The sequence below is a fragment of the Paraburkholderia yinzeri genome (genome assembly GCF_046581065.1).
Lineage (GTDB): Bacteria > Pseudomonadota > Gammaproteobacteria > Burkholderiales > Burkholderiaceae > Paraburkholderia.
In genome coordinates this window covers 1031890-1057310 of the sequence record NZ_JBFOCJ010000003.1, presented here as the reverse complement: position 1 = coordinate 1057310, position 25421 = coordinate 1031890, and the positions used below count along the sequence as shown (strand labels likewise).

The following is a 25421-nucleotide window of genomic DNA, read 5'->3' as shown; positions in this document are numbered from 1 at the left end:
GGCCGTCAAGCCGTGATGCGCCCTTCGATGGGATAGCCGGGATCCGTATAGCCTGGCGTCGAGGCGTGCCCCGGCGGGACGAGGGCATCGACGAATCGTTCATCTGCCGCGTCGAGTTTCAGTTCGAGCGCTTCCACGTAGCTGTCCCACTGCGCCTCGGTGCGCGGCCCCGCGATGGTCGCGCTGATCAGCCTGTTGTGAAGCACCCACGCAAGGGCGAACGCAACAGATGTGGTGCCGCGCGCCGCGGCGTGAGCCATCAGCTTTTGCGCGATGACGAGCGACTCGGGACGCCATTCGGTCTGATGGATGCGCCGGTCGCCGCGGCCCGCGCGCGAATCCGCAGGCGGCGTGCGCTCACGGCACGGCCGACGATTTCTTCCGAGCGTCCCGCGTGATACACGTCGGTCGTATCGATGAAGTTGACGCCCTGATCGAACGCCTTGTCGATGATGCGTTTGGCGGTTGGCTCGTCCGTTTCGCCGCCGAACATCATGGCGCCCAGACACAGTGGCGATACCTTCAGGGCGCTGCGGTATCGATGCCGCACGGTCTGTGACTGCTCGACACCGCTCAGCCGCAATATCGCAGGGCGTCGACCATGGGATAGATGCTGGTGAAGACCTGTTGGCCTTTCATGCGTACCTGCAAACTGCGCCGACCTTTGCGGAGTTCCCACGCATGGAGATCGCCGTGCGTCGACGGACGCGGGGCGGCGGTGGCTCATTCATCAGACGTAAACCGTTACCGGGCTTGCGCCGTGGCCCCGTCATTCCGCCTATCGGCGAGGCAATTCTCTGCGCGATTGCGGGCACGTCGCACAGCGGCCTTCTCCCGAAGGCGACCTCGTGAGGGAAGTCTTCCTGTTTCGCAAACGTTTGCTGGGCGGGTATCAAGTTGACCGGGGATCGAGCCGACAACGCGCACATAGCCATGAAATCCTGGAGGGGCTGGACGTGAAACGGGCCTTGTTCTTACTCGCTCTGCTGGCCGTTACCGGCTGCGCCCAACTGCAGCAGGCCAATACGGCGCAGGCGGCCAAAACGCAGGCCTCGAACGAGATCATGCACTTCGACATTCCTGCCGACGCGCTGGGCGCACGCGATCCGCAACTGAGCGCCGTGCTCGCGAAGGCGGGCGCGCTGGCGGCTGCGCAGAAGCAGCCTACGGTGATCCGCGTGACGGCGCTGGGCCAGGACCTGCCGTACCTCAATCAGGCAATCTGGAAGGGCGTGCCGCAGCAGGAGGCGAACAGACTGACGCTTGAAAACCTGACGGCCGGTGCGAACCAGACGTACAGCGTGTCGATCAAGCCGCAGCAAGCGGGGGGCTGACGCGATGCGCCTTTCCTTCGTTTTCCTCACGGTGGCCGTTTCGTTCGCGTCGACAGTGTGTGCCGCCCAGTCGGGCACGGCAGCGACCGCTTCCGCGCAATCTGCCGCTGCTGCCGTGCCCGCTGCCACGGACAAGGTCTATCCACCCTTGCCGACGCTCGCCATGCTGCCGCCCCCCACCAGCGACGACGATGACGAGACCGCGCCGGCTACCCATCGCGCCTCGAAGCACGGGAAGAAGTCGCGCCGCCCCGAGTGCCATTGCAGTGCGCCTTCACCGCATCTCGTGGTGTCGGACGAATCGCGCGCCTATTTGCAGGACGTCGAGCGCAAGCTTGACGTCGCTCTGGCGCGATGACGCGCTCCACGGAGGGACGACCGATGCCGGTGTCCGATAACGTCAGGACACGCCGTTCGCGGCGTTGGACAGGCTACGCGCGCACCGTGTCTATGGTATGGACTGCGTGGTTGGTGCTTGGCGCTTCGCCGGCAAGCGCTGCCACGGCCGCCGACGATTGCTTCGAGAAGGCCGGCGCCTATCAGGGCGTCAATCCACTCGTGCTGCGTGCCGTGGCGTGGCGCGAATCGAAGGGCGATGCGACGGCTATCAACCGCAACGCCAACGGCTCGATCGACGTGGGGCAGTTGCAGATCAACTCGGTCCATTTTTCAGACCTCGCCCGCCAGGGCATACCAAGCCGCGCATTGACCGATCCGTGCGTGAACATCTACGTGGCCGCATGGCTGCTCAAGCAGAAAATGGTGCGCTACGGCAACACCTGGCGCGCAATCGGCGCCTACCACTCGGAATCGCCGCACGAGCGCGATGCCTACGCGCGCAGCATTCAGGCGATTCTCGTTGCCTGGGGGCTGTTGCAGCCAGCGCACTGAAGCTCACCGCAGTCTTGCGCGACGTCAGAAATAATCTGGTCATACTGCACCTGAACGGTGCGGGCCGCGTGTTGCTCAATTTACAAAATATCACCGGCAATGTTGATGAGAATGAGGATTTTATCGTTCGCTGCCTGTGAATTCTGTCAGTGCTGAATGTAGTCAGTGTAGGTAATACGATATTCAATGATCGTAATTAGTTTGATGACCGCCCCGGGTCCCAGCGCCACGCACGCGTGAAAGAAAATGGTAGTTCGGTTGGGTCGCTAATTTCGCCTCCTCTTTTAAGGGTATTTAACCATTTTTCAGGTAAATGGACTCCTAAATTTGATGTCCTCTGCCATAAAATCGTATCTCGTTAAATGGGTGCGTAATCCGCTTTAGATTGCTGCGTGGTTTAACGTCAAGGGGCCGGATATAGTTCGTCCGCGCAAGAGCGAGCATCTGATTATCCAGTGCACTACAACGGCATCGGATTAACCCGCGTGCGCTGTAGTACATCCAAATTCAGCTGCCAGATTCTGCACGAGAACGAACCATGAAAAAGAAAACCCTGATTTTTGCTGCCGCCACCGCCACCGCCGCGGTTGCAGGTAGCGCCCAGGCCCAGAGCAGCGTGACACTGTATGGCCTTGTTGACGCAGGTCTGACTTACGTAAGCAACCAGGTCAATGGCAACTCGCAGATCCAACCCGACGGGCACGTGACGGGCGGCAAGGCCATGATCGGCCTGACTGGCAGCAACGTTCAGCCGAGCCGCTGGGGCCTGCGTGGCGCCGAGGATCTTGGCGGCGGATTGAAGGCCGTCTTTACCCTCGAAAGCGGTTTCAATGTGATGAACGGCAGCACCGTGACGAGTTCGCTCTTCAACCGGCAGGCGTTCGTCGGTTTTTCGAGCAATGACTACGGCGCGCTGACGCTGGGTCGCCAGTACGATTCGATGATCGACTACGTGGCGCCTATGTCGGCTACCGGCTCGTGGGGGGGCACCTACTTCGCTCACCCGGGTGACGACGATAACCTTAACAGCACGTTCAGCATCAACAATTCGGTCAAGTACCAAAGCGCCAACTACTCCGGCTTCTCGTTCAGCGCCCTGTACGGCTTTTCCAACGATGCGGGCGGGTTTGCAGACAACCGCGCCTACAGCGTGGGTGCGGGCTACAACTATGGCGGTCTGCGCGTGGGCGCGGCCTACCTGCAACTTCAGGGCCTGAATTCCGGCAACGGCAATGGCGCTGTCCAGGACCTGCCGGCGTTTACCTCGGCCAGCCTGCCGGGCATCCAGAACCAGCGTACCTGGGGTCTCGGTGCGAGCTACGCCTTCGGTCCCGCGCTCTTCGGCGCGGTGTTCACGCAGAGCCGCTTCCAGGACAACATCGCTGACGCGTCGGTGCGTTACAACAACCTCGAAGTCAACGCGCGCTACGACTTCACGCCGGCCTTCTACGTGGGTGCCGCCTACACCTACACGCAGGCTCTGCGCAACACACCGGGAAGCAGCAGCACGAACAACCGTTCGTCGCACTGGAACCAGTTCGGTTTGCAGGCCGACTACTCGCTGTCGAAGCGCACCGACCTTTACGCGGAAAGCGTTTTCCAGATCGGGGCGTCGAACACAGCCGGTACGAACTCCACGCAAATCAACGGCACGGACCTGCCCTCGGCGAGCAAGAGCCAGGCGGTCGTGAGCACGGGTATTCGCCACCGCTTCTAAGCGGCTGCCTGGCGGTTGTCCGCGCGGGCAGGGGGCGGCGAGGCCGCCGCCCCCTGCTGTCTGCGATCCGGGACTCGCGCTGCTCGGGCCCGCTTGCAACAAGACGCTGCAAGCGGGCTGCTTCCTGCGAATACCCGTTCGGAATGGAAAATGAAATGAACGACGGGTGGAGAACGCGGGGCGCGAAGGAACGAGCCGCGACGGTATGATCGGCCCGCGCGGGATGGGTGACGGGGTCCATCGGGGGCCGGCGCTGAGTGCGTACCTCGCTTCCTCGCCATGCAGGGGGTCCAATCACCATTGGAGGTTCAACATGAATAAAGATCGTTTGCGCGGTCTATTGCTGATTTCGCTGCTGTCGCTGTTCGCGGTTTGCTCGAATGCCGTGCCGAGTGTTTCGTCGTCCTCGCCTGGTTCGCGTGGGCAACTGGTTTCGGAGGCAAGAGCATCGTTGAACTCGCTTTATGCTTCTTCGCCCAAAGCGAAGAAGCTTGCCGAGAACGCGACAGCCATCCTTGTTTTTCCGGCCGTGCTGAAGGGCGGGCTGATTGTCGGCGCCTCCGGAGGCAATGGGGTACTTTTCCGGCCAAATGGAACAGTTCTCGGTTACTACAACGTCACGTCGCTTTCCTATGGACTTCAAGCCGGGGCGCAGAACTTCTCTGAAGCGATGTTTCTGATGAAACCGACGGTCCTCCGCTATTTGAACAGCACGGAGGGTCTGTCCGTTGGCTCCGGGCCCTCTGTCGCCATCCTCGATGAAGGTATAGGCAAGGACATGTCGAGTACAACGCTGCGCTCCGACATTTATGCAGTTGTTTTCGGTCAGCGGGGTTTGATGGCCGGCATTGGCATCCAGGGCCAGAAGATCAGCAGGCTCAACGGCTGACACGGGGGCGCGCCTCCACGCGTCGACTCACATCGATTTCCGGGTTGGCATCTCTGGTATTTATTTCGTAATGCTTAATGTAATCAACAGCTTTCGCTAACTGCAATGGACTCTAACCAGATCATGCGCTGCCAACGGATACGAAACGAAATGACGATTCGACGCAGAGGCCCGGCAGTCGCCGGCGTTGCGCTAGGCCTGCTCCTTGGCATCGGTGGCTGCCACAAGGAGGCCCCGCCCGAAAGCAGGCTTATGCCTGCCATGGTCGACGTCATGGAGGTCATGCCGGGCGAGGTCCCGGTGACTTTCGATTACGTCGGCCAGACCGAGAGTTCGCAGCAGGTCGAGATTCGCGCGCGCGTGAGTGGCTTTCTGGAAAAGCGTGTCTATCAGGAGGGCTCGATGGTCCACCAGGGCGACGTGATGTTTCTGATGGACAAGAAGCCGTTCCAGGCTGCGTTTGATGCCGCGCAGGCCGAATACGCACAGCAGAAGGCGCGGCTCGACACGGCGCAGGCCAGCCTGAATCGCGTGCGTCCGCTCGCCGCGAAGAACGCGCTGAGTCAGAAGGACCTTGACGATGCGATCGGCCAGCAACAGGCCGCGGCGGCTGCCGTCGAACAGGCGCGCGCGAACGTGACGAGCGCACGGCTGAACCTCGGCTACACGACCATCACGGCGCCCGTAACAGGACTGTCTAGCTTTGCGAAGAAGCAGGAGGGCACGTATCTCGATGCCAGTAACAGCCTGCTCACTTATGTCGCGAAGCTCGATCCCATGTGGGTCAACTTCTCGCTCTCGGAAAACGAGATGCTCGACCTGCGTACCCAGACCGGGAACGGCACGCTCAAGCTGCCGGAGCGCGGCAAGCTCGAAGCCGTTTTCGTGCTCGCCGACGGGAGCGTCTATCCGCAGCGCGGTCATATCGCCTTCACCGACGCCGAGCTGAGTTCGGAGACGGGCACCTACCTGATCCGGGCAAGCGTGCCGAATACGGACGGCGCCCTGCGGCCCGGCCAGTTCGTACGGATCAAGCTCGTGGGGGCGGAGCGCCCGAATGCCATTGCCGTGCCACAGGAAGCGGTGCAGCAGGGGCCTCGCGGTGAATTTGTCTGGACCGTCGACAAAGACGACAAGGCGCAGCAGCGCGCCATCGTCACCGGCGGCTGGAACGGCAACGACTGGGTCATCCAGTCGGGATTGCATCAGGGCGATCGCGTCGTTCTCGACAATACGCTGAAACTCATGCCCGGCGTACCCGTCAAGCCCCATCTGGTGCCGGCGCCGGTTCCGGCTGCCAACCCCGGCAGTATCCCGGACGCTGCTGCTGCGAGCGCGGCAAGCGCGGTTCGGGGCGCACCGGCAGTTGGAGGCTGATCGATGAAGTTCTCCCACTTCTTTATCGACAGGCCGATCTTTGCGTCGGTGATCTCGATCATCCTCGTGGTGGCTGGACTGATTGCCATGGTGAATCTGCCGGTGGCGCAGTTTCCGGACATTGCGCCGCCGCAGATTACGGTGACTGCAAGTTATCCCGGCGCCAGCGCCGATATCGTTGCGCAGAACGTGGCCGCGCCGATCGAGCAGCAGGTGAACGGCGCCGACAACATGATGTACATGAATTCGTCCAGCTCGTCGACGGGCAACATGACGTTGACTGTGTACTTCAAGATCGGCACCGACCCGTCGCTCGCGCAGGTGGACGTGCAGAACCGCGTGAATCTCGCGCTGCCCACGCTGCCCGAAGCGGTAACCTCGCAGGGCGTTTCGGTGCAGAAGCGCTCGTCGGCGTTCATGATGGTGATTGCCGTCTATTCGCCCGATAATACCTACGATCAGGCCTACGTGGCGAACTACGCGAATGTCTACGTGCTCGATGCGCTCAAGCGCATCCCGGGCGCGAATCAGGCATCGATATTCGGTTCTGCTGATTATGCAATGCGAATCTGGCTCAAGCCCGACCGCATGGCGAAGCTAGGTATTACCGTGAGCGACGTTCAGAACGCGATCAAGGAACAGAACCAGCAATTCTCGGCGGGGCGGCTCGGGCAGTCGCCGACAGACGGTCCGGTTCTGCAGACCTTCCCTGTGACCACGCAAGGGCATCTCACCGAGCCTGCGGACTTCGACAACATCATCGTCCGCGCCGCGGCGCCTTCCGCTTCTGGCACAAACGATGTGTCGATGGTACGCATCAAGGACATCGGCCACGCCGAGCTAGGTGCGAAAGATTATTCGATGCGCGGTCGCTACAACGGCAAAACGGCTACGCTCATCGCGGTTTACCAACAGCCGGGCGCGAATGCGCTGCAGGTGGCCAAACAGGTGCGCGAGACGCTTGCACAGTTGCAGAAGAGCTTCCCGCCGGGCCTCAAGTACGAAGTAGCGCTCGACACGACCGGGTTCGTGCACGAGTCCATCGTCGAGGTCGTCAAGACGCTGCGCGATGCGGTGATTCTCGTGATCCTCGTGGTGTTCCTCTTCCTGCAGAGTTTCCGCGCGACGCTCGTGTCGATTCTTGCCGTACCCGTGTCGATCATCGGCGCGTTCATCGGCATGATGGCGTTTGGCTTTTCGATCAACATGCTGACCTTGTTCGGCATGGTGCTCGCCATCGGCATCGTGGTGGACGACGCGATCGTGGTGATCGAGAACGTCGAGCGCAACATGACGGAGTTCAAGTTGTCGCCGAAGGAAGCTGCCAAGCGCGCAATGGACGAGGTGAGCGGGCCGGTGGTGGCGATCGTGCTCGTGCTGCTGGCGGTGTTCATTCCGGTGGCGTTCCTTTCGGGCATTACAGGTCAGCTCTACAAGCAGTTCGCCGTGACGATTGCAGTTTCGGTGGTGCTTTCGGGTATCTGCGCGCTCACGCTGTCGCCGGCGCTCGCCGCGATTCTGCTCAAACCGGGCGAGCACAAGAAGAACCGGTTCTTCACCTGGTTCAACGAAAAGTTTGAAGGGCTCACCGCGGGCTACGGCAGGGGCGTGCAGAGCGCGATCCGGCGTGTGGCGCTCTCCATCGGCCTGATCCTGGTGATGGTGCTCGCCACCGGTGGACTCTTCAGGCACATTCCCACGTCGTTCGTGCCGGTGGAAGACCAGGGCTATTTGTTCGGTGCCGTCGTGCTGCCGGACGCCGCGAGCCTCGATCGCACGGGCGACCTGTCGAAGAAGGCCGAGGACTGGTTCGCCAGGCAGTCCGCGGTGAAATCCGTCGCCTCGGCAACCGGCTACAGCCTGATCGATTCGCAGTACAAGTCGAACGCGGGCACGCTCTTCATCGCGCTCAAGGACTTCAAGGAGCGCGGTGAAAACGGCACGGCACCGGACTTGATCCGCGCTGGACGCAAGCTGTTCTCGGGTTTCAAGGATGGCGTGGTCGTGCCGGTCAATCCCCCGTCCATTCCTGGCCTCGGCACGACGGGGGGCTTCCAGTTCTGGCTGCAGAGCACGGGTAGTGGTTCTCTCCAGCAGCTCGAGCAGAAGGTCTACGAGTTCGTGGCCAAGGCGCGCCAGAATCCCGCCCTCGCCGGTGTGAATTCGACGATCAACATGCGATCGCGTCAATTGCGCGTGGACGTCGACCGTGAACGGGCGAGATCGCTGGGTGTACCCGTGGAGGAAGTCTATTCCGCATTGCAAACGATGTTCGGTTCGTCATACGTGAGCCAGTTTCCGAAGGACAGCCGTCTCTTCCAGGTGATCGTGCAGGCGGAGCCGCAATACCGTACGCAGCCCGATGACATCCAGCAGCTCTACGTGCGCAATACCACCGGCCAGATGGTGCCGATCAAGGCCGTCGCGACGTTCCACTTCGTGCCGGGCGCGGACATCGTCAGCCGCTTCAATGACTTCCCCGCGGCGCAGATCACGGGCGATGCGGCACCGGGCCACAGCTCGGGTGAGGCGATCGCGGCGATGGAGGAAATCGCGCGTGAGACGCTGGGCGAAGGCTACAGCTACGGATGGAGCGGTCAGGCCTACGAAGAGAAGACGGCTGGCTCGACGGCGGCGCTCGTGTTCGCATTCGGATTGCTGATGGTGTTCCTGATCCTTGCAGCGCAATACGAGAAGTGGTCGCTGCCGGTCGGTGTGCTGCTCGCCGTGCCCTTTGCGATCTTCGGTGCACTCGTGGGGATACTGCTACGCGGCATGGAAGACGACGTGTACTTCCAGATCGGCCTGACCGTGCTGATCGCGCTGGCGGCCAAGAACGCGATCCTGATCTTCGAGTTCGCAGTGGAAATGCGGGAAAAACAAGGTATGACACCGTACCAGGCGGCAGTGGCTGCCGCAAAGCTGCGTCTGCGACCCATCGTCATGACCTCGATTGCGTTCATCCTGGGTTGCGTGCCGCTCGCCATCGCGAGCGGAGCGTCGGCGGCAAGCCGCCGCTCGCTCGGCACGGGGGTGATCTTTGGCATGCTCGGTGCGACGCTGATCGCGCTCTTCTTCATCCCCATGTTCTTCTGGGGGCTGGAGACGCTGTCGTCGCGTGGCAAGCCGCGTACCGCGTCCGATGCGGCGCGGCCTGCCACGCCGTCTTCGCAGGAGGATTGAGCGATGAAGCTTGTCATTGACAAAGGCCTCGCGTCGCTGGTCCTGAGCGGCTGTTGCGTCTGTCTCACAGCGTGTGCCGTGGGACCCGACTACCAGCGCCCGGCGGTCGATACACCGTCCACGTTCCGGTTTGCCGCGCCCAACGCCGAAGTCGTCGATAACTCGCTCAACTGGTGGAGGCAGTTCAACGACCCGGTCCTTGACGACCTCATCGTGAAGGCGCTCGCGCAGAACAAGGACCTAGGCATCGCGGCGGCGCGCGTCGAGGAGTATTACGGGCGCTATGTCATCGCGCGTGCCGGGCTGCTCCCGCAGGTCGGCGCGAACTTTGGCGCGTCGCGCAGCCGCGGTGTGCCTGCTCCCGGCTTCGCGCCCGTGGTCGGCAACCAGACGCAGCTCGAAGGTTCCGTCTCATGGGAGATCGATCTGTTCGGCCGTTTGCGGCGCCTCACCGAGGCCGCACGCGCGGACTATCTGGGCACCCAGGCCGCGCAGCAGGCCACGCGCATCGCGCTGATCGCGAATGTCGCCACGGCTTATCTCCAACTGCGCGACTATGACAATCAACTGCTCATTGCGCAGGAGACGCTCAAGAGCCGAGCGGGTTCGCTCGAATTGTTCGAAGAGCGCTTCGGCGGCGGTGTCGTTTCGAAGGTGCAACTGAGCCAGGTGCGTTCGGAGTACGAATCGGCGCAGGCCTCCGTCTACGCAATCCAGCAGCAGATCGCGCAGCAGGAAGACGCGATTTCGCTGCTGCTTGGCCAGAATCCCGGCCCGATTCCGCGTGGCAAGCCGATCGCCGAATTGAGCGCTCCGGCGATTCCGGCGGGATTGCCCTCGTCGCTGATCGAGCGGCGGCCCGACGTACTGCAGGCGGAACAGGCGCTCGTTGCGGCGAATGCGTCGATCGGCGCGGCACGCGCGCAATACTTCCCGCAGATCTCGCTCACCGGTCTCTTCGGTGCCGCGAGCACAGCGCTCACGGGGTTGTGGACGGGGCCGGCTCGGGTGTGGTCGTTCGCGGGCGCTATCTCGCAGCCGATCTTCCAGGGTGGAGCGATTGCGGGGTCGGTGCACGAGGCCGAAGCGGTGCACCAGGAGGCGTTGCTCAATTACGAGCAGACGATCCAGCAGGCGTTTGCCGACGTCGAAAATGCGCTGGTGGCCGTCGCGCAGACACGCGAGCAATTGGCTGCGACCACGCGCCAGGTGGCCGCGCTTTCGGAATATGCGTCGCTGGCCCGCGATCTTTATGAAGGCGGGTACACAAGCTATCTGGAAGTGCTCGACGCGGAACGCAGCCTCTTTTCGGCGCAGATCCAGCAATCCACCCTGCAGGACCAGGTGTTCGCACAGACGGTAAGCCTGTACAAGGCGCTCGGCTACGGATGGACACCGCCACCGCACTGACGCCAGCGGGTGGATTACGCCTGCTGGTTAGGGGCAAATAAAGCGAGAGCCTGTTTAGCTCTCCCAATAGCCTTCTCGGCGGTACAGCGCGGTATAGAAGTCGATGAACGCACGCACCTTCGACGACACCGTCTTCTTCGGCGGATAGACCGCCCAGATGGCAGGTTCGGCACGCGTGGGCCGTGCCTCCCAGTCGGGCAGCACGCGCATCAGGCGGCCTTCGCGGATTGCGGCGCCGGTTGCCCACGTGGGCAGCAGAGCAAGTCCGCGCCCGGCGACGGCAAGCTCGAGCAGTGCGTCGGTGTCGTCCACACGCAGGCGGCCTTGAAGTTGCACGATGACTTCCTGGTCCGCCCGCGCTGCTTTCGCTCGCGAGCGGTTGACGAGGAACCAGCGGTCGTCGGGCGCGAGTGCGAAGCGCAGCGCCGTGTGATGGGCGAGGTCGGCGGGTACGCGCGGCGAGCCATGCTGCGTCACATAGCCGGGGCTCGCGCAGACGATACGCCGATGCGGTGCGAGCTGGCGCGCCATCAACTGCGAATCGGGCAGCACTCCAATGCGGATTGCGAGATCGATGCCGGCATCGATCACATTGAGCACGCTTTCGGTGATCACGCAGTCGACATCGATTTTCGGGTAGCGGTCCATGAAGTCGGACAGGTGGCGCACGATGTGGCGCCGTCCGAACGCCCCCGGCATCGTTACGCGCAGGAGCCCGCGCGGCGAGCGGTTCAGCGAGGCCGCGGCTTCGCGCGCTTCGTCGAGACTGCGCACGACCCCCTGCGCGTGTTCGCGAAACACCCGGCCGCCTTCCGTGAGCACGAGGCCCCGCGTGGAGCGGTTGAAGAGGGCGATGCCAAGATCGCGTTCGAGCTCGCTGATGTGGCGCGAGACGGTGGAAGTTTTGACGCCGGTTCGCTCCGCAGCCTGACTGAAGCTGCCAAGTTCGGCCGCGTACAGAAAGGCGCGGACGGCGGAGAAGTAGTCCATGGGCAACGCTCCCTGGGAATATCGGTCGATTGTACGGGAGCGGGTGCAATGCCCTGCGCGCCGGTTATCCCATTTCTGCAAAGCTGATTTCGGCGACGGGCCGTTCTGGCCCACGCGGCTCAAACCTATAGTGGCATCCAGCGACGCCGTGCAACGATCGCACGGCGCGTACTCCCCAATCTTCGAGGAATGCTGTCATGAATCCGAACACGCACGCCGTACTCGCATTCGACGACGAGGCCGTCACGCGCGACGCTCAGTACTTCGAATACACATCGTCCGCCAATCCGATTGGCGCGAAGCTGATTTCGCGGGTGCCGTACCACACGTTTTCCAGCGCGCTATACGACAGCGGGCCCACGCGTGTCGTGCCGCTCGATCTTTCGGCAGAGCTTGGTTGTGCCTGGCCGGCTACCGGTCCGGGGCTGCTCGCGCATTTCGTGCGTATTCTGGCTGGCGAGTCGGTGCGCCTGAATCCGGAGGCGACTTCTCAGGTGTGCTATGTGATGGAAGGTTCCGGTGTCGTCACGCAGAAGGAGACGGTATTCGAGTTTGGCACGGGCGACTTCTTTGCGCTGCCCGGCGGCGCCGAGGCGCGGATTGCCGCCGCTTCGACCACACGCCTCTATTACGTCAACGACGCGCCGTTGCTCGCGTATCTGGGCGCTGGCTTCGGTCGTGCGCGCTTCGAGCCGACACTTTATCCCGCCGCGCGGGCGCGGGCCGAGCTCGACGAGGTGGCGCGCGCCCCCGGTGCTGCGCGGCGCAACCGCGTGAGCATCCTGCTCGGCAATACGCACTTTCCGCAGACGCGTACCGTGACCCACACGATGTGGGCCATGTTCGGCATGATCGCAGCCGGTACCACGCAGAAGCCGCATCGCCATCAGTCGATCGCGCTCGACTTCATTCCCGATTGCAAGCCGGGCGTCTATACGCTCGTGGGTACGGAACTGGATGCCGAGGGCAATATCGTGAACCCGCAACGGGTGGACTGGACACCGGGGATGGCATTCGTCACGCCGCCCGGTTACTGGCATGCCCACTTCAACGAGTCAGGCGAGGTCGCCCATGTGATTCCGCTGCAGGACGCGGGATTGCAGACTTATCTGCGTGCACTCGACATCCGCTTCGCGCATTAAAGGGCGGCCGGCGACGGGCCGACGCGGCCTGTCACTGCGCTTGACGTTCGCGTCGCGCGGCGACACCCGGGCGGGCCTCGGCGAACTGCCAGGCGACGAGGCCGGGCACGTAGAACAGCAGGTCGCGAACGCGCCGGGCGCCGGCCAGCGCGAGACAGGTGGGCGCATCGAAGCCGAGCAGCCCCCCGATCAGCACGAAGCCTCCTTCCTGCACGCCGAGGCCGGCGGGCACGAGAAAGGCAGCACTGCTGACGAGCTGGATCAGCGCCTCGATGACGAAGGCTTCGACGAAGGTGGCGTCCGCGCCCAGCACGTGCAGCGCGACCCATATCTCGAGCGCGAAGCCCGCGCATTGCAGTGTCTGCCAGACGAAGAGATAGCGCACGACAACGGCGGGTTGCCGCCAGATCAGCTTGATCGCCTGGTCGATGCGCGCCGATTTGCCGACGAGCTCGTAGACTTTGCCGCTCGTTACGTGATTGAGCGCCTGGGCGGCGCGCTCAAAGGGGCGCGCGTGCTGGACGACCGCGAACAGGAGCAGCACGGGGGCCAGCGCCGCGATGCCCCAGGCGAGGTGGCCGACGACGCGCGCGGTATCCGAAGAGGTCTGTTCGAGCAGATAGCCGGCCGCCGCAAGAGCGTAGAGCAACTGGCTGATGAGCGTGAGCTGCATGTCGCCGACGAGGCTCGCCGCCGCCGTGGCGGGCCGCACCCCCATGCGCGTGAGTTGCCGGAACGACACGATTTCGCCGCCCACGCGCGCCACGGGCAACAGGCCATTGATCGATTCGCGCAGCCATACGAGCCGCAGCATCGCTGCGAGCGTGGGGCGTTCGGCGGGACGGATCAGCGTGCGCCAGTCCCACGCGTTGACGAGCATCGGCAGGATGTGCACGGCCGCGGCCAGCAAGAGTCCCGCCCCGGCAGCCTGCAGCAGGCGGAAGATCGCAGCGGGATGGTCGTGCAGGACGAGCCAGATCGCGATAGCGAGGCCGACGAGGGCCGCCGCGCGTCCGAGATGTTTCATTGATGAGCCACCACCCCTTATGTACCGTTCAAACGCCGTCCGGTCGTCATTCAATCGTCGTGGAGCGGGGACAGGCGGCCGTCGCCATCGACACTGAAGCTGAAGCCGCGCCAGACCACGCGCGACGAGCCGAAGCTGGCGACGTAAATCATGAACTGCACGATATCCCATAGTGGCAGCAGCCACAATCCGCGGCAGGGTTCGCCGATGGCGCGGTCGGTCTGCCATTTGAGGCCCGCGCGGGCAGCGAGGGCGGCGAGTGCGAGCACCCACGCGGCCGGCGCGCCGCCGCAGGCGACCACGGCGGCGAGCGCGAGCGCGAACGGATGCATCAATACCGAGCCCAGGTGGCCGCTGCGGTCGGCGGCGCGAATCGTGCGGCTCCAGCGCAACTCGTGCGTGAAGAGCGCGGCGAAGGTGGTTTCCACCGACGCGTGCCGCACGGTGAACGGCGGCACGGCTACGCGCGCGCCGGTGCGGCGTACCGCGGCGCCCACCGCGTGGTCTTCGGCGAGGTGGTGGGCGAATTGCGCGAGGCCGCCGATGCCGTCGAGCGTTGCGCGCGTCATCGCAATCGTCTGGCCAAAGCAGGGGCGGGCGCGGCCGATGGCGAGCCCCGTCAGGACTCCCGGCAGGAAATGGTAGTTCGTCGAGGCGGCGGCGGCGCGGGGCCAGAAGCCCGGCGCGCACAGGCCGCGATAGACGCAGGTGACGAGTCCGACGCCCGGCTGCTGGAGCGCGCCCACGATACGGCGCAGATAGTCGCGTTCGACGCTCACGTCGCTGTCCGCGAAGCAGAGCATGTCGTGCTCGGCATGGCACAGCATGTTGACGAGGTTGGCGATCTTGCGGTTGGGGCCGTAGAGCCGCGAATCGGCGACGACGCTGACGTGCGCGTGCGGATAGCGCGCGCGCAGCGCCTCAACGGTCTGCAGCGCCGCGTCGTTCGCGTCGTGAACGCCGAACAGGTAATGCACCGGGCCCGGATAGTCCTGCTCGAAGAAACTGGCGAGGTTGTGCTCGAGATGCCATTCGTCGCCGTGCAGCGGCTTGACGATCGTGACGGCGGGGTAGCTGGTGGGCTCGTTGCAGGGCTGCGCGAAGAAGCGGCGCACGAACACGGCCGCGACACAGCAGTAAATGATGCCTAGCGCGGCGGCTGCCCCGCAGACGATGGCGAGGAACGATGACAGGGTAAACGCGACATGCAGCAGGGTCTGCGGCGCCGCCGCGGCGAGCGCGAACGCCGCGAACAGCAACGCAAGCGCGGCAACACCTGCATGCCCTCGGGTTCGCAGGGAACGCGGGACGTCCATTACGTGTTGTTTGCGCGCGCGGCGCGACGTGCGAATCCTCTATTGCCGTAACAGCAAGCCTGCAAATGCAGCCAGTTCATGCGCGGTGTCCCCCGGTCGCGTGACGCAACCAGCAGTATAGGGGGCCAGTGTTGACGGCGGTGTGACTTTAAACGGGCTTTTATGTCACGGTTCATTACGCCGCGGACGCGGGGCGGTGCTCAGGGTAGCGCCGGATCGAAGGTGCGAGGGTTCAGCCGGACGTGCAGCAGCACGAGGCGCCGCCGTGGGCACTGCGCCGAAAGGGCCACGGTGCGGCGCTCCCAGCCGACGAGGTGGGCGTGGCGGCTGGCGAGCGCGTTGCGAAACGCCTCGCGGGCGAGATGCCGAAGCCCCCACGTGATGCCCGCGATCGCGAGGACGACGCCGATGCGGAATGCCGGCGTGGCGAAGACCTCTTGCGGCACACGGAACACGAAAATAGCAATGAAAACGACAGCCTGGATCAAGATTGCCGCAAGCCCGGCGAGATACAGATACGCACGGCATTGCTCGATGATCGTCGGCTTCATGATGAGGTCGGCTCCGGTGCGCTGCGGCTGAATCGCGATTCGCTCAGGACTGCGTGGCGTTGGTCTATCTTTCGATTTGCCTGCGTTCTGCCTTCAATCATTCCGTGGACGAGGGCAGCACGGAAAGCGTTGAACACGATCGCCGGACCATGGTAGCGATCGAAGATTAAGAAATGCTGAAGCAGGCGAATGCGACGTACGCGGCGGGCGCGCAGGAGGAGAGGTGCGTCAGGCGAGCGACGCGGCGAACACGCGCCGGTAATTGCCGCCCAGCAGGAGGTCGACCTCGGGCGCCTGGAATCCGGCGGCGAGCAGTGCGTTGCCGAGCTCGGGTAATTGCTCGTAGCTGCGGAAGACCGGTGGCGAGATGAAGCCAAACATATCGGTGCCGAGGCCGACATGCTCGACGCCAACGATGTCGGCCATGCGCCGGAAGCCGTCGGCCATGCCGGGGATGTCGCGAAACGAGCCCGCGCTCGGCCATACGCCGATCACGCCGCCCGTTTCGGCCACGGCGCGCGCATGATCGGGGCTGATCAGGCGGCTACGTTCGCGCGGGTGCAGCGAGAGCGCGGTATGGGACAGCACGAGCGGCTTCGTCGTCACGGCGGCGGCGCGTTTCACGAGGTCGTAGGTGCCGTGCGCGACGTCGACGACGATGCCGAGCCGGTTGCAGCGCCGCACGACGTCGGCGCCGAAGCCGGTGAGGCCGCCGTGCACGGGCGCTTCGGTCTGGATGTCGCCGAGCTCGTTGACGCGATAGTGCGTGAGTTGCAGGTGGCGCAATTGATGCAGTGTCCAGGCCTCATCCACGCGATCGATCTGGCCTTCCAGAAAATCGGCGCCCTCGGAGGCGATGATGACGTGCGGCCCGGTCGAACCGGACACCGACGCCGAAAGCACGGCCGCGCTCGTTATGACCTGCAGTTGCTCGCGTTCGACCAGCCGCTTCGCACGGGCGAATTCCTCCTGGCTCAGGGCATAGAGTTCGCCCGGATTCGGGTCCCGCCAGGCTTCGAAGCGCTTGTGATCGAGCGAAACGCGCGTGACGACCGTATCGGTGACGATGCAGCGGTGCTGGAGAGGTCTGAAGCGGCATGATCTGCGTCGTTCGCTTGAGGTGGCGGAAATCCGTCGCTGGCCGGTGTGGCGCACCATTGCGCGCCGTTGGAATTGTGCCCGCAATTCGAGCCCACCGGCACGATCTCCTTTCATCTTTCAATTTGTCAGGTGTCCTTCGGGCTATGCCTGCTGGCGCGTTTTGTCGAAGCCGTCTAGATTGACGGTTGCAATCGCCGTCCTTCAAGCGCGGAGGATCCCGCCCGCAACGCACGAAAGCGCGCAGACCGATCCGAACAGCCAGTTGCAGTGCGACCCTGCCGGAGGAGACCATGCCTGCCCTGAACAAGATGTGGCGGCTGATTGCAGGTGCGCCGCCCGATCCCTCGCAGCCCACGGCGATCCTGCTGGTGGGCAAGCATCGCGGCGCGAGCATGCATGCGCTGCTGTGGGTGAACCGGCTCTTCCCCAATCACTTCAGGAACGTGATCTTCATTGCGGTGGGCGAAGTCGATGCGCAGAGCTACGAGGGCGCCGAGCAACTGGAGCGGCTCAAGCAAACCATGATGTCGTCGCTCGAGTTCTACATCGCGCACTGTCGCCGTCACGGCATGGCCGCCGATTACCGTATCGCGTTCGGCACGCATCTGGTGCTGGAGTTCATGCAGATCGCCGGGAAGACCATGGACGAGTATCCGAACAGCGTGTGCTTCGCGAGCAAGCTGATCTTCCGGCGCGTCAATTTCCTCACGGCCTGGCTGCATAATCAAACGCCTGTTGAAATCCAGACACGTCTGCATCTGCAGGGCAAGCAGATGGTACTGTTGCCGATGAGCGTGGGCTGAGCGCGCGGGGGCGGCGACCGTAGGGGCGGCCGCTCGGGAAATCTGCAGGAGGTCTCTCGCCTCAAGCCCCCTGTCGCATCGCGCTTATAAGCGACGGGGAAAGTTGTGCATGCGACATTCGACATGGAGTCCGCTGCGTATCGATGCAAGAATGCGGGCCGCTTCGCACACTGCGACACGTTCGCCTGCGTGAGGCACACACGTACCTGGAGGTTCCCCTCATGAAAAACCACGGCCTGTCGCGGCGGGGTTTTCTCAAGGCCAGCATGCTGGCGGGCGTGGCGGTATATGTGGCGCCCATCGGCAGCCGCGCATTCGCTGCTCTCTTCGAAGAAAAACTCCTTACGCCGGTCAAATGGGATGCCGCCACGGGCGCTCCCAGGTTCCGTATCGACGGCATTGCCAAGGTCACGGGCTCGAAAGTCTTCGCGCGCGACATCCGCGCGACCGACATGCCCCACTGGCCCCAGCAGCAGGCGCACGCGCTGATCCTGCGCGCGACCCAGGCCGATCGCCTCTACGAAGGCTTCGACCTGTCGCTGCTCGGCGAAGACCTGAAGCCGGACCGCATCGTCACGGCCGACGACCTTGCCCGCGACGGCCTCGTGTTCCCGTCGTTCTACGGCGACGACATGCTGCTGCCCGCCGGCAAGACGCCCGCCTATCTGGGCCATGCCGTTGCGATCCTCATCTATCACGACTTCGCGCGGTTCCGCTTCGCGAAGAGCGCGCTCCAGTTCCGCGACGACGTGATCCGCTACGGCGCGGCGACGGGGCCGCTCGAACGCGACCCGTGGGGCACGTTCCGCTTCGTGCGCGTGGGCGGCGGCACGCCGTTCGACGACGACGTCTATTCGAGCCTCAAGGACGCGCCGATCTTCCCGAGCATGATGCGCAAGCACGAGCCGGTATGGCCGGACGGCAAGGAGCACGGCAAGCTCGACGAACAAGGCATGTTCTACGCGGGACAGATTGCCGGCGAACTCGATCATCCTCCGGCCGACTGGCTCGTATTCGACCGCGAGTACAACACGCAGTCTATCGACACATCCGCGCTCGAACCCGATAACGCCAACGGCTGGTACGACGCGGCAACGCAGTCGCTGCATCTCGTGGTGCCCACGCAGTCGCCGCTCGAAGTGGCGGACTCTGCCGCGGGCATGGTCGCGAAGTGCCGCTTCCCGGTGAAGCAGCTCTTCCTGCACCCTTGCTACACGGTGGGCTACGGTTCCAAGGATCACTACAACGTGCCGTTCTACGGGCTCGTGTCCGCACTCTACGGCGACGGCCGCCCGGTGCGTTTCGCGAACGACCGGTACGAGCAGTTTCAGACCGCGCTCAAGCGCCACGCCTTCAAGATGCACTACCGCATTGCGGTCGATCGCAAGACGGGCCTCATGCAAGCGTTCAAGGGCGACTTCGAGGCGAACGGCGGCGGCCGCTGCAACTTCTCGCCTTCGGTGGCGATGGTGGGCGCGACAGCGGCGCAGTCGATCTACTACTTCCCGAAGAACGACTTCGCCACGGTGGCGATCGCCTCGCGTGCGATCGACGCAGGTTCGGCGCGCGGCTACGGCACGCTGCAGAGCATGGCCGCGACGGAAATGGCGGTGGACGAAATCGCCGCGCAGCTTGGCATGGATCCGATCGACTTCCGCCTGAAGAATGCGCTGCGTACGGGCATGAAGAATACCCAGGGCGCCATTCCTGCAGGCGCCGTGCGCGCGGTGGACGTGCTCGAACAGGCCCAGGCGCATCCGTTGTGGGTGCAACGTTCCCGGCGCAAGGCCGAATACGAGGCCGCCAATCCGGGCAAGCGCTATGGCGTGGGCTTCGCGTGCGTGCAGAAGGACTTCGGCACGGGCGCCGAGGCATCGCTCGCCAAAGTCGAGTTCGACGAGAACGGCACCATCACGCTGCACCATACGGGCGCCGAGATCGGCACCGGTATGTCCACCTCGCAGGCCGTGGCCGTGGCGAAGTGGCTCGGCAAGCCGGCCGCCGATATCCGCGTGGCCGTGACGGACTGGCCGGACCTGCCCGTCGTGACGAGCGGCGATCCGTACATCATGGGCCAGGCCGATCAGGATCGCCTGAGCGCGAATCCGCGCTGGACGCCCAACATCGCTTCGCCTTCGAGCGCGACGAACTCCGCGTACTACTTCACGCACAGCACGCGCGAGGCCGCGCGCGCGGTATTCCGCTATGGCCTGTGGCCGGCGGCGTTTTCGATCTGGGGGCAGGGCATTGGCGGCGGGCAGGCTGCACCGTTCATCGTGCGTATCGAGGATGCACGGTGGGTGGACGGCAAGCTCACCGCGGACGGGCTCGAACCGCTGCCGCTCGAACAGCTCGCGAAGCAGGCCCATGCGATGGGCTTGCCGACCGGCGCCGTCGTGCACGTATTCAACCGCTGGCAATGGGCCGAAGCCGAGTTCGATATCGGCGGCGGCACGATCGAACGCCTGCCCGTCGATGGCCTCTCGCTACGCTACGGCAGCGGCAACGCCGCCGACACCGGCACGGCTGCCTCGGGTCCATCGGTCGCCAGGGCGAATGCCGCGGTTTCCCCACGCGTGGCGATGGCGCCCGCAACGCTGCCGCCCACCGCGAACGGCTATCGCGTGCTGGACCGCAAGCGCGTGTTCATCCCGCCGATGAGCCGCAACAACGCAGCCGTGACTTACTACAGCGCGGTGGGCACGCTGGTCGAGCTCGCGGTGCACGAGGCGACCGGCAAGGTGGAACTGCTCACGCATCACTCGATCATGGAGTGCGGCAACCCGATGTCGCCGCAACTCGTCTCGGGGCAGTTGCAGGGCGGGCTTGCGATGGGCATCGGCCACGCGCTGCACGAGTATCTGCCGCTCTACGAAGACGGTCCCGGCAACGGCACCTGGAACTTCAACCGCTATCAACTGCCGCGCGCATCGGACGTCGCCGTATGGACGCAGACGGGCGAAGTGCTGCCGCCGCTTTCCGAAACCGATCCGCCCAAGGGCATTGCCGAAGTGGTGATGATTCCCGTGGTGGGCGCGGTCGTGAACGGCGTCGCGCACGCCATCGGCCATCGCTTCACCGACCTGCCGGTGACCCCGCAAAAAATCCTGGAGGTGCTCGCATGACGCTTGCCCAATCCGCTGCATCCGCGGCCAGCGTCAATGCCGCCGCGCCGGTAGAACGACCGCTCGTGCAATACCGCTCCAAAGCGCTGACGCTGACGATCAACGGCAAGGCCGTTGGCCCGATGCAGGTGCCCGAGGGCCTCATGATGATCGACTTCCTGCACGAGTACGCGGGCTTGACGGGCTCGCGGCTCGGTTGCGGCCAGGGCGTCTGCCACGCATGCGTCGTCATTCTCGACAAGCCCGATGGCACGAGCGAGGAGCTTCGCACTTGCATCACGGGTGCGCATTTCTTCGATGGCCGTTCGATCCGCACGATCGAAGGCCATGCGAAGCGCAACGAGGCAGGCGAGGTGATGGAGCTCTCGCCCATCCAGCAGAAGTTCCTTGAGCATTTCAGTTTCCAGTGCGGCTACTGCACGCCGGGCTTCGTCAATGCCGCGACCGTGCTGATCGAGCGGCTCAAGCGCCAGCCGATTGCGAAGGCCGAGGTGGAAAGCACGATCCTGGCCGCGCTCGACAGCCACATCTGCCGCTGCACGGGCTACGTGCGCTACTACGAGGCGGTGAAGGAGGTGGTGATGAGCACGCCCGGTCTCGTGAAGGACGCGGCATGATGCGCGCGCTCGTTAACCGTTTCGCGTACGGTGCGCTGCTGGCCGCCTGCGCGCTGACCCTCGCCGCATGCGGGCGCGATGAGTCGTCGTCGAATACGGCTGCCGCATTTACGCCGACGCCCGAACAGGTCGCGCGCGGCCGCTATCTCGTCAAGGCGGCGGACTGCGCGGCCTGCCACACCGCGAAGGACGGCGCACCGTTCGCGGGCGGTGTGAAGATCGACTCGCCGTACGGCACGTTCTACGGCTCGAACATCACACCCGACAAGGACCATGGCATCGGCAACTGGAGCGCCGACGACTTCTACGCAGCGCTGCACGACGGCAGCGCACGCGGCAAGCGGCTGTATCCTTCGATGCCCTACACATCGTACCGGCAGCTCACGCGCACCGATACCGACGCCATCTACGCGTATCTCATGACGGTGAAACCGGTCGCGGTGGCCAACCAGGCGAACGACCTCAAATTCCCGTACAGCCTGCGCTTTGGCATGGCGCTGTGGGACATGGTGTTCCTGGAGGACACGTTGCCCGATGCGTCGACGGGCCAGTCCGCCGACTGGCAGCGTGGCCGTTACCTGGCGAACGCGCTGGGACATTGCGCCGAATGCCATACGCCGCGCAACGTGTTCGGACAACTTGAGAATGCGAAGCCGCTGGCGGGCGCTGCGCTGGGACGCGTGAAAGCGCCGGCCGTCACGCCGGCCGCCCTCGCGGCGCGCGGCTGGACCGGCGCCGATCTGCAGACGTTCTTCAGCGTGGGCATTGCGCCGCAGGGCTCGGCGTTCGGCGAAATGTATCCGGTGGTCCATCTGAGCACGCAGTACCTCACGAAGGACGATCTGCGCGCGCTGTCCGTCTATCTGCTGGGCGATGCGCCGCCTGCGCCGCAGCCGGTGAAGGTTGCCGATAGCGCATCGGCCGACACGGCCCAGCTCGCGGCGGGGCGTTCCGTGTATCTCGCCGTCTGTGCGGGCTGCCATGGACTGGTGGGCGAGGGCAAGCCGCACGTCGCGGTGGCGATGAACGGCAACTCCACGCTGCGTCAGGCGGATCCGCACAATCTGCTGGTGGCGATGCTCGACGGCATCGATACGCAGAAGTTCTCGGGCCTCGAAAACATGCAGGCAATGCCGGCTTTCTCGTCCACGCTCAGCGACGACGAGCTTGCGCAACTCGCCAATTATCTGCGCGCGACGTGGGGCGGGCAGCCCGGCAACGTCACGGCGCAGGACCTGAAAGCACTGCGCTGATGCCAAACACTGCCATACTGCCGGGTTTCGACCATGGCAGTCCAGACAACGAGGAGAGCAGGAAATGGCAGGCATTTCGGACATCGTCGATATCGGCGCGAATATGGGCGAGCGGATCGAGTACCGCGTGGCGCCCGAAAAGCGGATTGCGGGCGATCCGCTGCAAACGCTTACGCAGTGCTACACGAGCCCGTGCGGGCAGTTCAGCACGGGCATTTGGGCAAGCGCGCCGGGGCACTGGCGCGTGAACTATACCGAAATGGAGTACTGCGAGATTCTCGAAGGCGTCTCCGTGATTCGCGACGAGGCGGGCAACGAGAAGACGCTGCGCGCGGGCGATCGCTTCGTCATTCCCTCGGGCTTCAAGGGCACGTGGGAAGTGGTGGAGGCCTGCCGGAAGATCTACGTCGCGTACGAGAAGGCGGCGGCGCCGGCCTGACGTCCGCCACGCGCAGCAGCAGGTCAACCGGCCAATGCGCTCGCGCTCACCGTCCAGGTGCCGGTGCTGCCACCCGAGGTCACGGTGATGACAAACGTCGACGCGTTCTGCGCGACGATGGACTCGGCCGTGTCGGACGTTGCCAACTGCAGTGTGCCAGCGCTGATCTGATTGTTCGTGACCGTAAGCGCAACCGGCGTGGACACGTTGAACGCCAGCGTTACGCCGCTCAGCACGACGCTGACCGCGCCGGCCGAAGTAAGCGTTGTGATCGAGGTGGCCGCGTCGTCGTCCGCCGTCCAGGAAAGCTCGCTGACCGATATCGAGCCGTCAAGCGTCGTACCGGACGACGACTGCTGCGTCCGCCCGATCGAGATGGCCGGGGCAGTGGCGGTCGTGGTCGTATTGCCCGTGGTCGCGTCGTAGCTGACGGCGAACGTGACGGCGCCGCTGAACGTCGTGGTTGCGGTTGGCGACGCGAGATCTAGCGCGTTGGCCGTTTCTGTCGCCGTATAGGACCAGTTCGCCGTACGGCTGCCAACGGTGCCTTGCACGGCATCGACCTCGAAGCTTACGCTGCCCGACACCGCGCTGGCCGCGGAGAGCGCCGGCACGGCGAGCTCCCCCTTGCACTGATCGAACGAAATCGTGGCCGTCTCGCCTGCGCGAACGCCGGGAGAGCCCGTATTGCTCGTGGTGGTCGCGAACGTGCCGCCCGTGGCGCAGTTCGTTGTCGTCGTGGGTCCACCGGCCAGGGTGGCGGCGAGGAATGGGCGCGCGGCCGCCATGTATAGCGCGGCGACGCCGGCGCTTGCGAGCATGCCCGATCCCGCCGCATCGACAGCGACCGGCTCGCTTTGTACGGCAGTGGACAGCTTCAGCACGTTGGCTGAGGCGCCGCTTGCCGTGGTGCTGCCTGAGCTGTTTGCCGATGGGCTGGCGGGCGTGCTCGCCGCTGTCGCGGCCGATGCCGTGCTTGCTGCTGGCGCGCTCGCCGCACCCGGAGCCGATGCTGCAGCGCCACCCTCAGTCGATATATTATGGTTTCCTGAATTTCCATTGCCGCCGCCTCCGCAAGCGCCGACGCTTATCAGGGCGAATGCGGTAGCCAGCGCGATACCTGCGTTGAGCGCGGAGGAAAATGTCATGGAGAAAGCTCCCGGAGGTGTGGTCGTGGGCGGGCCGTGTCACGGAGGCGGGGCTCATAGCCCGGCGCCGTAGTGTTGTATCGAATTTGGCGAAATGTGCCGTACTCGTTATGCAATCAAACTGCTGCGCATCCTAAAAAAGCCTTCTTCCGAGCGTCAAGACAGATGTTTCCTACGCATGTCGGATTCTGACGCGCATTGTCGAACTCGTTCGATTTGGACTGCGAAAGCCTTCTTTTTCGACGTTTGGCCGCGGGCGCCGGCGTTCTACAGTGCAACGCGTCAATCGCTATGCGGCAATGAACGGGCGATGCGAATCATGTCATGACGTCAAGGGGATGCGATGGCAGAGGGAGTATCGGCAAAGCGGATGGCGCTCCGCGCATGTGGCGCAGTGATGGCACTCGGGATCGGGATGCTGGCGGGGGGCGGCGCACATGCACAGGAGGCCTACATGACTGGAGGCACGCTCGGCGTAGGGGCAGGCGTGGCCTGGCAACTCAATTCGTACGTCGGGCTGCGAGCGGACATCGAAGGGATCGGCTTTTCGACCTCGCTGTCCGTGGACGGCGGCCGTTACGACGGACAGCTCAGGCTGCTGCAGGGGGGCGTGTATGGCGATCTGTTTCCGTTCGTTTCGAACGACTTTCGCCTGAGCGCGGGCGCGTTGATCGACGACGACGCGTTCACCGGGCATGCCGTGCCCGATGCGTTCGGCAACTACGTGATTGGCAATACCTACGTGCCGGCAGTGGGCGCGGCCCCCCAGGCGACGGTGACGCTCCCGCGCGTGTTGCCGTATCTCGGGATCGGCTATGGCCACCGGCGTCCGGTGCGAGGTTTCGGGCTCGCGGTGGATCTTGGCGTGGCTTACGGGCGGCCGCGCACGTCGTACGACGTGCCGCCGATCTATCAGATGGTCGCTTCGCCCGAAGATATCGCGCTCGAAGAGCAGCGACTCGACGAGAAGGTGAGCCGCTATCGTTTCTATCCCGTTGCCCAGATCGCTCTCACGTATCGCTTTTGACGGCAAACGGGCGCTCTCCGGCGCCGGCCGGCGGATTGTCGCGCCGCGGCGCCGCCGTGCCGCTCGGTGGGCCGGTTCGCG

Annotated in this window: 20 protein-coding genes and 2 pseudogenes; 15 read left to right on the top strand and 7 right to left on the bottom strand. The window is 64.3% G+C overall.

Annotated features, from left to right (window positions below):
• Positions 1-5: 5 nt before the first annotated feature.
• Positions 6-496: pseudogene (locus WJ542_RS31575) on the bottom strand (aldo/keto reductase).
• Positions 497-956: 460 nt separating this feature from the next.
• On the opposite strand from WJ542_RS31575, the gene WJ542_RS31570 reads away from it, so the two are divergent.
• The 8 genes from WJ542_RS31570 to WJ542_RS31535 all read left to right on the top strand — a co-directional run bounded on the left by WJ542_RS31570 (position 957) and on the right by WJ542_RS31535 (position 10801).
• Positions 957-1334: a hypothetical protein gene (locus tag WJ542_RS31570; protein ID WP_411193451.1), complete on the top strand. Its 378-nt coding sequence runs from the start codon at positions 957-959 to the stop codon at positions 1332-1334.
• 4 nt (positions 1335-1338) lie between these two features.
• Positions 1339-1692: a hypothetical protein gene (locus WJ542_RS31565; protein WP_411193450.1), complete on the top strand. Its 354-nt coding sequence runs from the start codon at positions 1339-1341 to the stop codon at positions 1690-1692.
• 92 nt (positions 1693-1784) lie between these two features.
• A complete protein-coding gene (locus WJ542_RS31560; protein ID WP_411193588.1) occupies positions 1785-2225 on the top strand; it encodes a lytic transglycosylase domain-containing protein in 441 nt (146 codons plus the stop codon).
• A 538-nt stretch (positions 2226-2763) separates the two neighbouring features.
• On the top strand, positions 2764-3942 hold the full coding sequence (locus WJ542_RS31555) for a porin (protein WP_411193449.1): 1179 nt from the start codon (positions 2764-2766) through the stop codon (positions 3940-3942).
• Positions 3943-4255: 313 nt separating this feature from the next.
• Positions 4256-4831, top strand: a complete 576-nt coding sequence (locus WJ542_RS31550; protein WP_411193448.1) for a lipid-binding SYLF domain-containing protein — start codon at positions 4256-4258, stop codon at positions 4829-4831.
• A gap of 252 nt (positions 4832-5083) precedes the next feature.
• Positions 5084-6208 (top strand): efflux RND transporter periplasmic adaptor subunit, encoded by a 1125-nt coding sequence (locus WJ542_RS31545; protein WP_411193447.1) that lies wholly within the window; start codon positions 5084-5086, stop codon positions 6206-6208.
• Between the two features lie 3 nt (positions 6209-6211).
• Complete coding sequence (locus tag WJ542_RS31540) at positions 6212-9391, top strand: efflux RND transporter permease subunit (RefSeq protein ID WP_411193446.1); 3180 nt, start codon at positions 6212-6214, stop codon at positions 9389-9391.
• A 3-nt stretch (positions 9392-9394) separates the two neighbouring features.
• Positions 9395-10801 carry an efflux transporter outer membrane subunit gene (locus tag WJ542_RS31535; protein ID WP_411193445.1) on the top strand — a complete coding sequence of 469 codons (1407 nt, stop codon included), beginning with the start codon at positions 9395-9397 and terminating at the stop codon, positions 10799-10801.
• A gap of 54 nt (positions 10802-10855) precedes the next feature.
• On the opposite strand, the gene WJ542_RS31530 is transcribed toward WJ542_RS31535, so the two are convergent.
• Positions 10856-11791, bottom strand: coding sequence for a LysR family transcriptional regulator (locus tag WJ542_RS31530; protein WP_411193444.1), 936 nt, complete (start codon positions 11789-11791; stop codon positions 10856-10858).
• Between the two features lie 197 nt (positions 11792-11988).
• Between WJ542_RS31530 and WJ542_RS31525 the strand changes: the two genes are divergently transcribed.
• Positions 11989-12933, top strand: a complete 945-nt coding sequence (locus WJ542_RS31525; protein ID WP_411193443.1) for a cupin domain-containing protein — start codon at positions 11989-11991, stop codon at positions 12931-12933.
• Between the two features lie 31 nt (positions 12934-12964).
• Here the strand turns inward: WJ542_RS31525 and WJ542_RS31520 are convergent, their stop codons facing one another.
• The 4 genes from WJ542_RS31520 to WJ542_RS31505 form a co-directional block, all read right to left on the bottom strand.
• Complete coding sequence (locus WJ542_RS31520) at positions 12965-13960, bottom strand: lysylphosphatidylglycerol synthase domain-containing protein (RefSeq protein WP_411193442.1); 996 nt, start codon at positions 13958-13960, stop codon at positions 12965-12967.
• A gap of 50 nt (positions 13961-14010) precedes the next feature.
• Positions 14011-15276 (bottom strand): bacteriohopanetetrol glucosamine biosynthesis glycosyltransferase HpnI, encoded by a 1266-nt coding sequence (gene hpnI / locus WJ542_RS31515; protein ID WP_411193441.1) that lies wholly within the window; start codon positions 15274-15276, stop codon positions 14011-14013.
• A gap of 200 nt (positions 15277-15476) precedes the next feature.
• Positions 15477-15827, bottom strand: coding sequence for a hypothetical protein (locus WJ542_RS31510; protein ID WP_411193440.1), 351 nt, complete (start codon positions 15825-15827; stop codon positions 15477-15479).
• 228 nt (positions 15828-16055) lie between these two features.
• Positions 16056-16985 (bottom strand): dipeptidase, encoded by a 930-nt coding sequence (locus WJ542_RS31505; protein ID WP_411193439.1) that lies wholly within the window; start codon positions 16983-16985, stop codon positions 16056-16058.
• 266 nt (positions 16986-17251) lie between these two features.
• Here WJ542_RS31505 and WJ542_RS31500 point away from each other — a divergent pair.
• From WJ542_RS31500 to WJ542_RS31480, 5 genes and pseudogenes are all read left to right on the top strand, one after another.
• Positions 17252-17731 (top strand): annotated as a pseudogene (locus WJ542_RS31500) (amino acid transporter); the annotation flags it as partial.
• Between the two features lie 221 nt (positions 17732-17952).
• A complete protein-coding gene (locus WJ542_RS31495) occupies positions 17953-20856 on the top strand; it encodes a xanthine dehydrogenase family protein molybdopterin-binding subunit (RefSeq protein ID WP_411193438.1) in 2904 nt (967 codons plus the stop codon).
• Positions 20853-21473, top strand: coding sequence for a (2Fe-2S)-binding protein (locus WJ542_RS31490; RefSeq protein ID WP_411193437.1), 621 nt, complete (start codon positions 20853-20855; stop codon positions 21471-21473). The genes WJ542_RS31495 and WJ542_RS31490 overlap by 4 nt, the downstream gene beginning before the upstream one ends.
• A complete protein-coding gene (locus WJ542_RS31485; protein WP_411193436.1) occupies positions 21470-22726 on the top strand; it encodes a c-type cytochrome in 1257 nt (418 codons plus the stop codon). The genes WJ542_RS31490 and WJ542_RS31485 overlap by 4 nt, the downstream gene beginning before the upstream one ends.
• Positions 22727-22790: 64 nt before the next feature.
• Positions 22791-23165: a cupin domain-containing protein gene (locus WJ542_RS31480; RefSeq protein WP_411193435.1), complete on the top strand. Its 375-nt coding sequence runs from the start codon at positions 22791-22793 to the stop codon at positions 23163-23165.
• A gap of 23 nt (positions 23166-23188) precedes the next feature.
• Here WJ542_RS31480 and WJ542_RS31475 read toward each other — a convergent pair whose 3' ends face one another.
• Positions 23189-24049 (bottom strand): hypothetical protein, encoded by an 861-nt coding sequence (locus tag WJ542_RS31475; RefSeq protein ID WP_411193434.1) that lies wholly within the window; start codon positions 24047-24049, stop codon positions 23189-23191.
• A 718-nt stretch (positions 24050-24767) separates the two neighbouring features.
• Between WJ542_RS31475 and WJ542_RS31470 the strand changes: the two genes are divergently transcribed.
• On the top strand, positions 24768-25340 hold the full coding sequence (locus WJ542_RS31470; RefSeq protein WP_411193433.1) for a hypothetical protein: 573 nt from the start codon (positions 24768-24770) through the stop codon (positions 25338-25340).
• Positions 25341-25421: the final 81 nt, after the last annotated feature.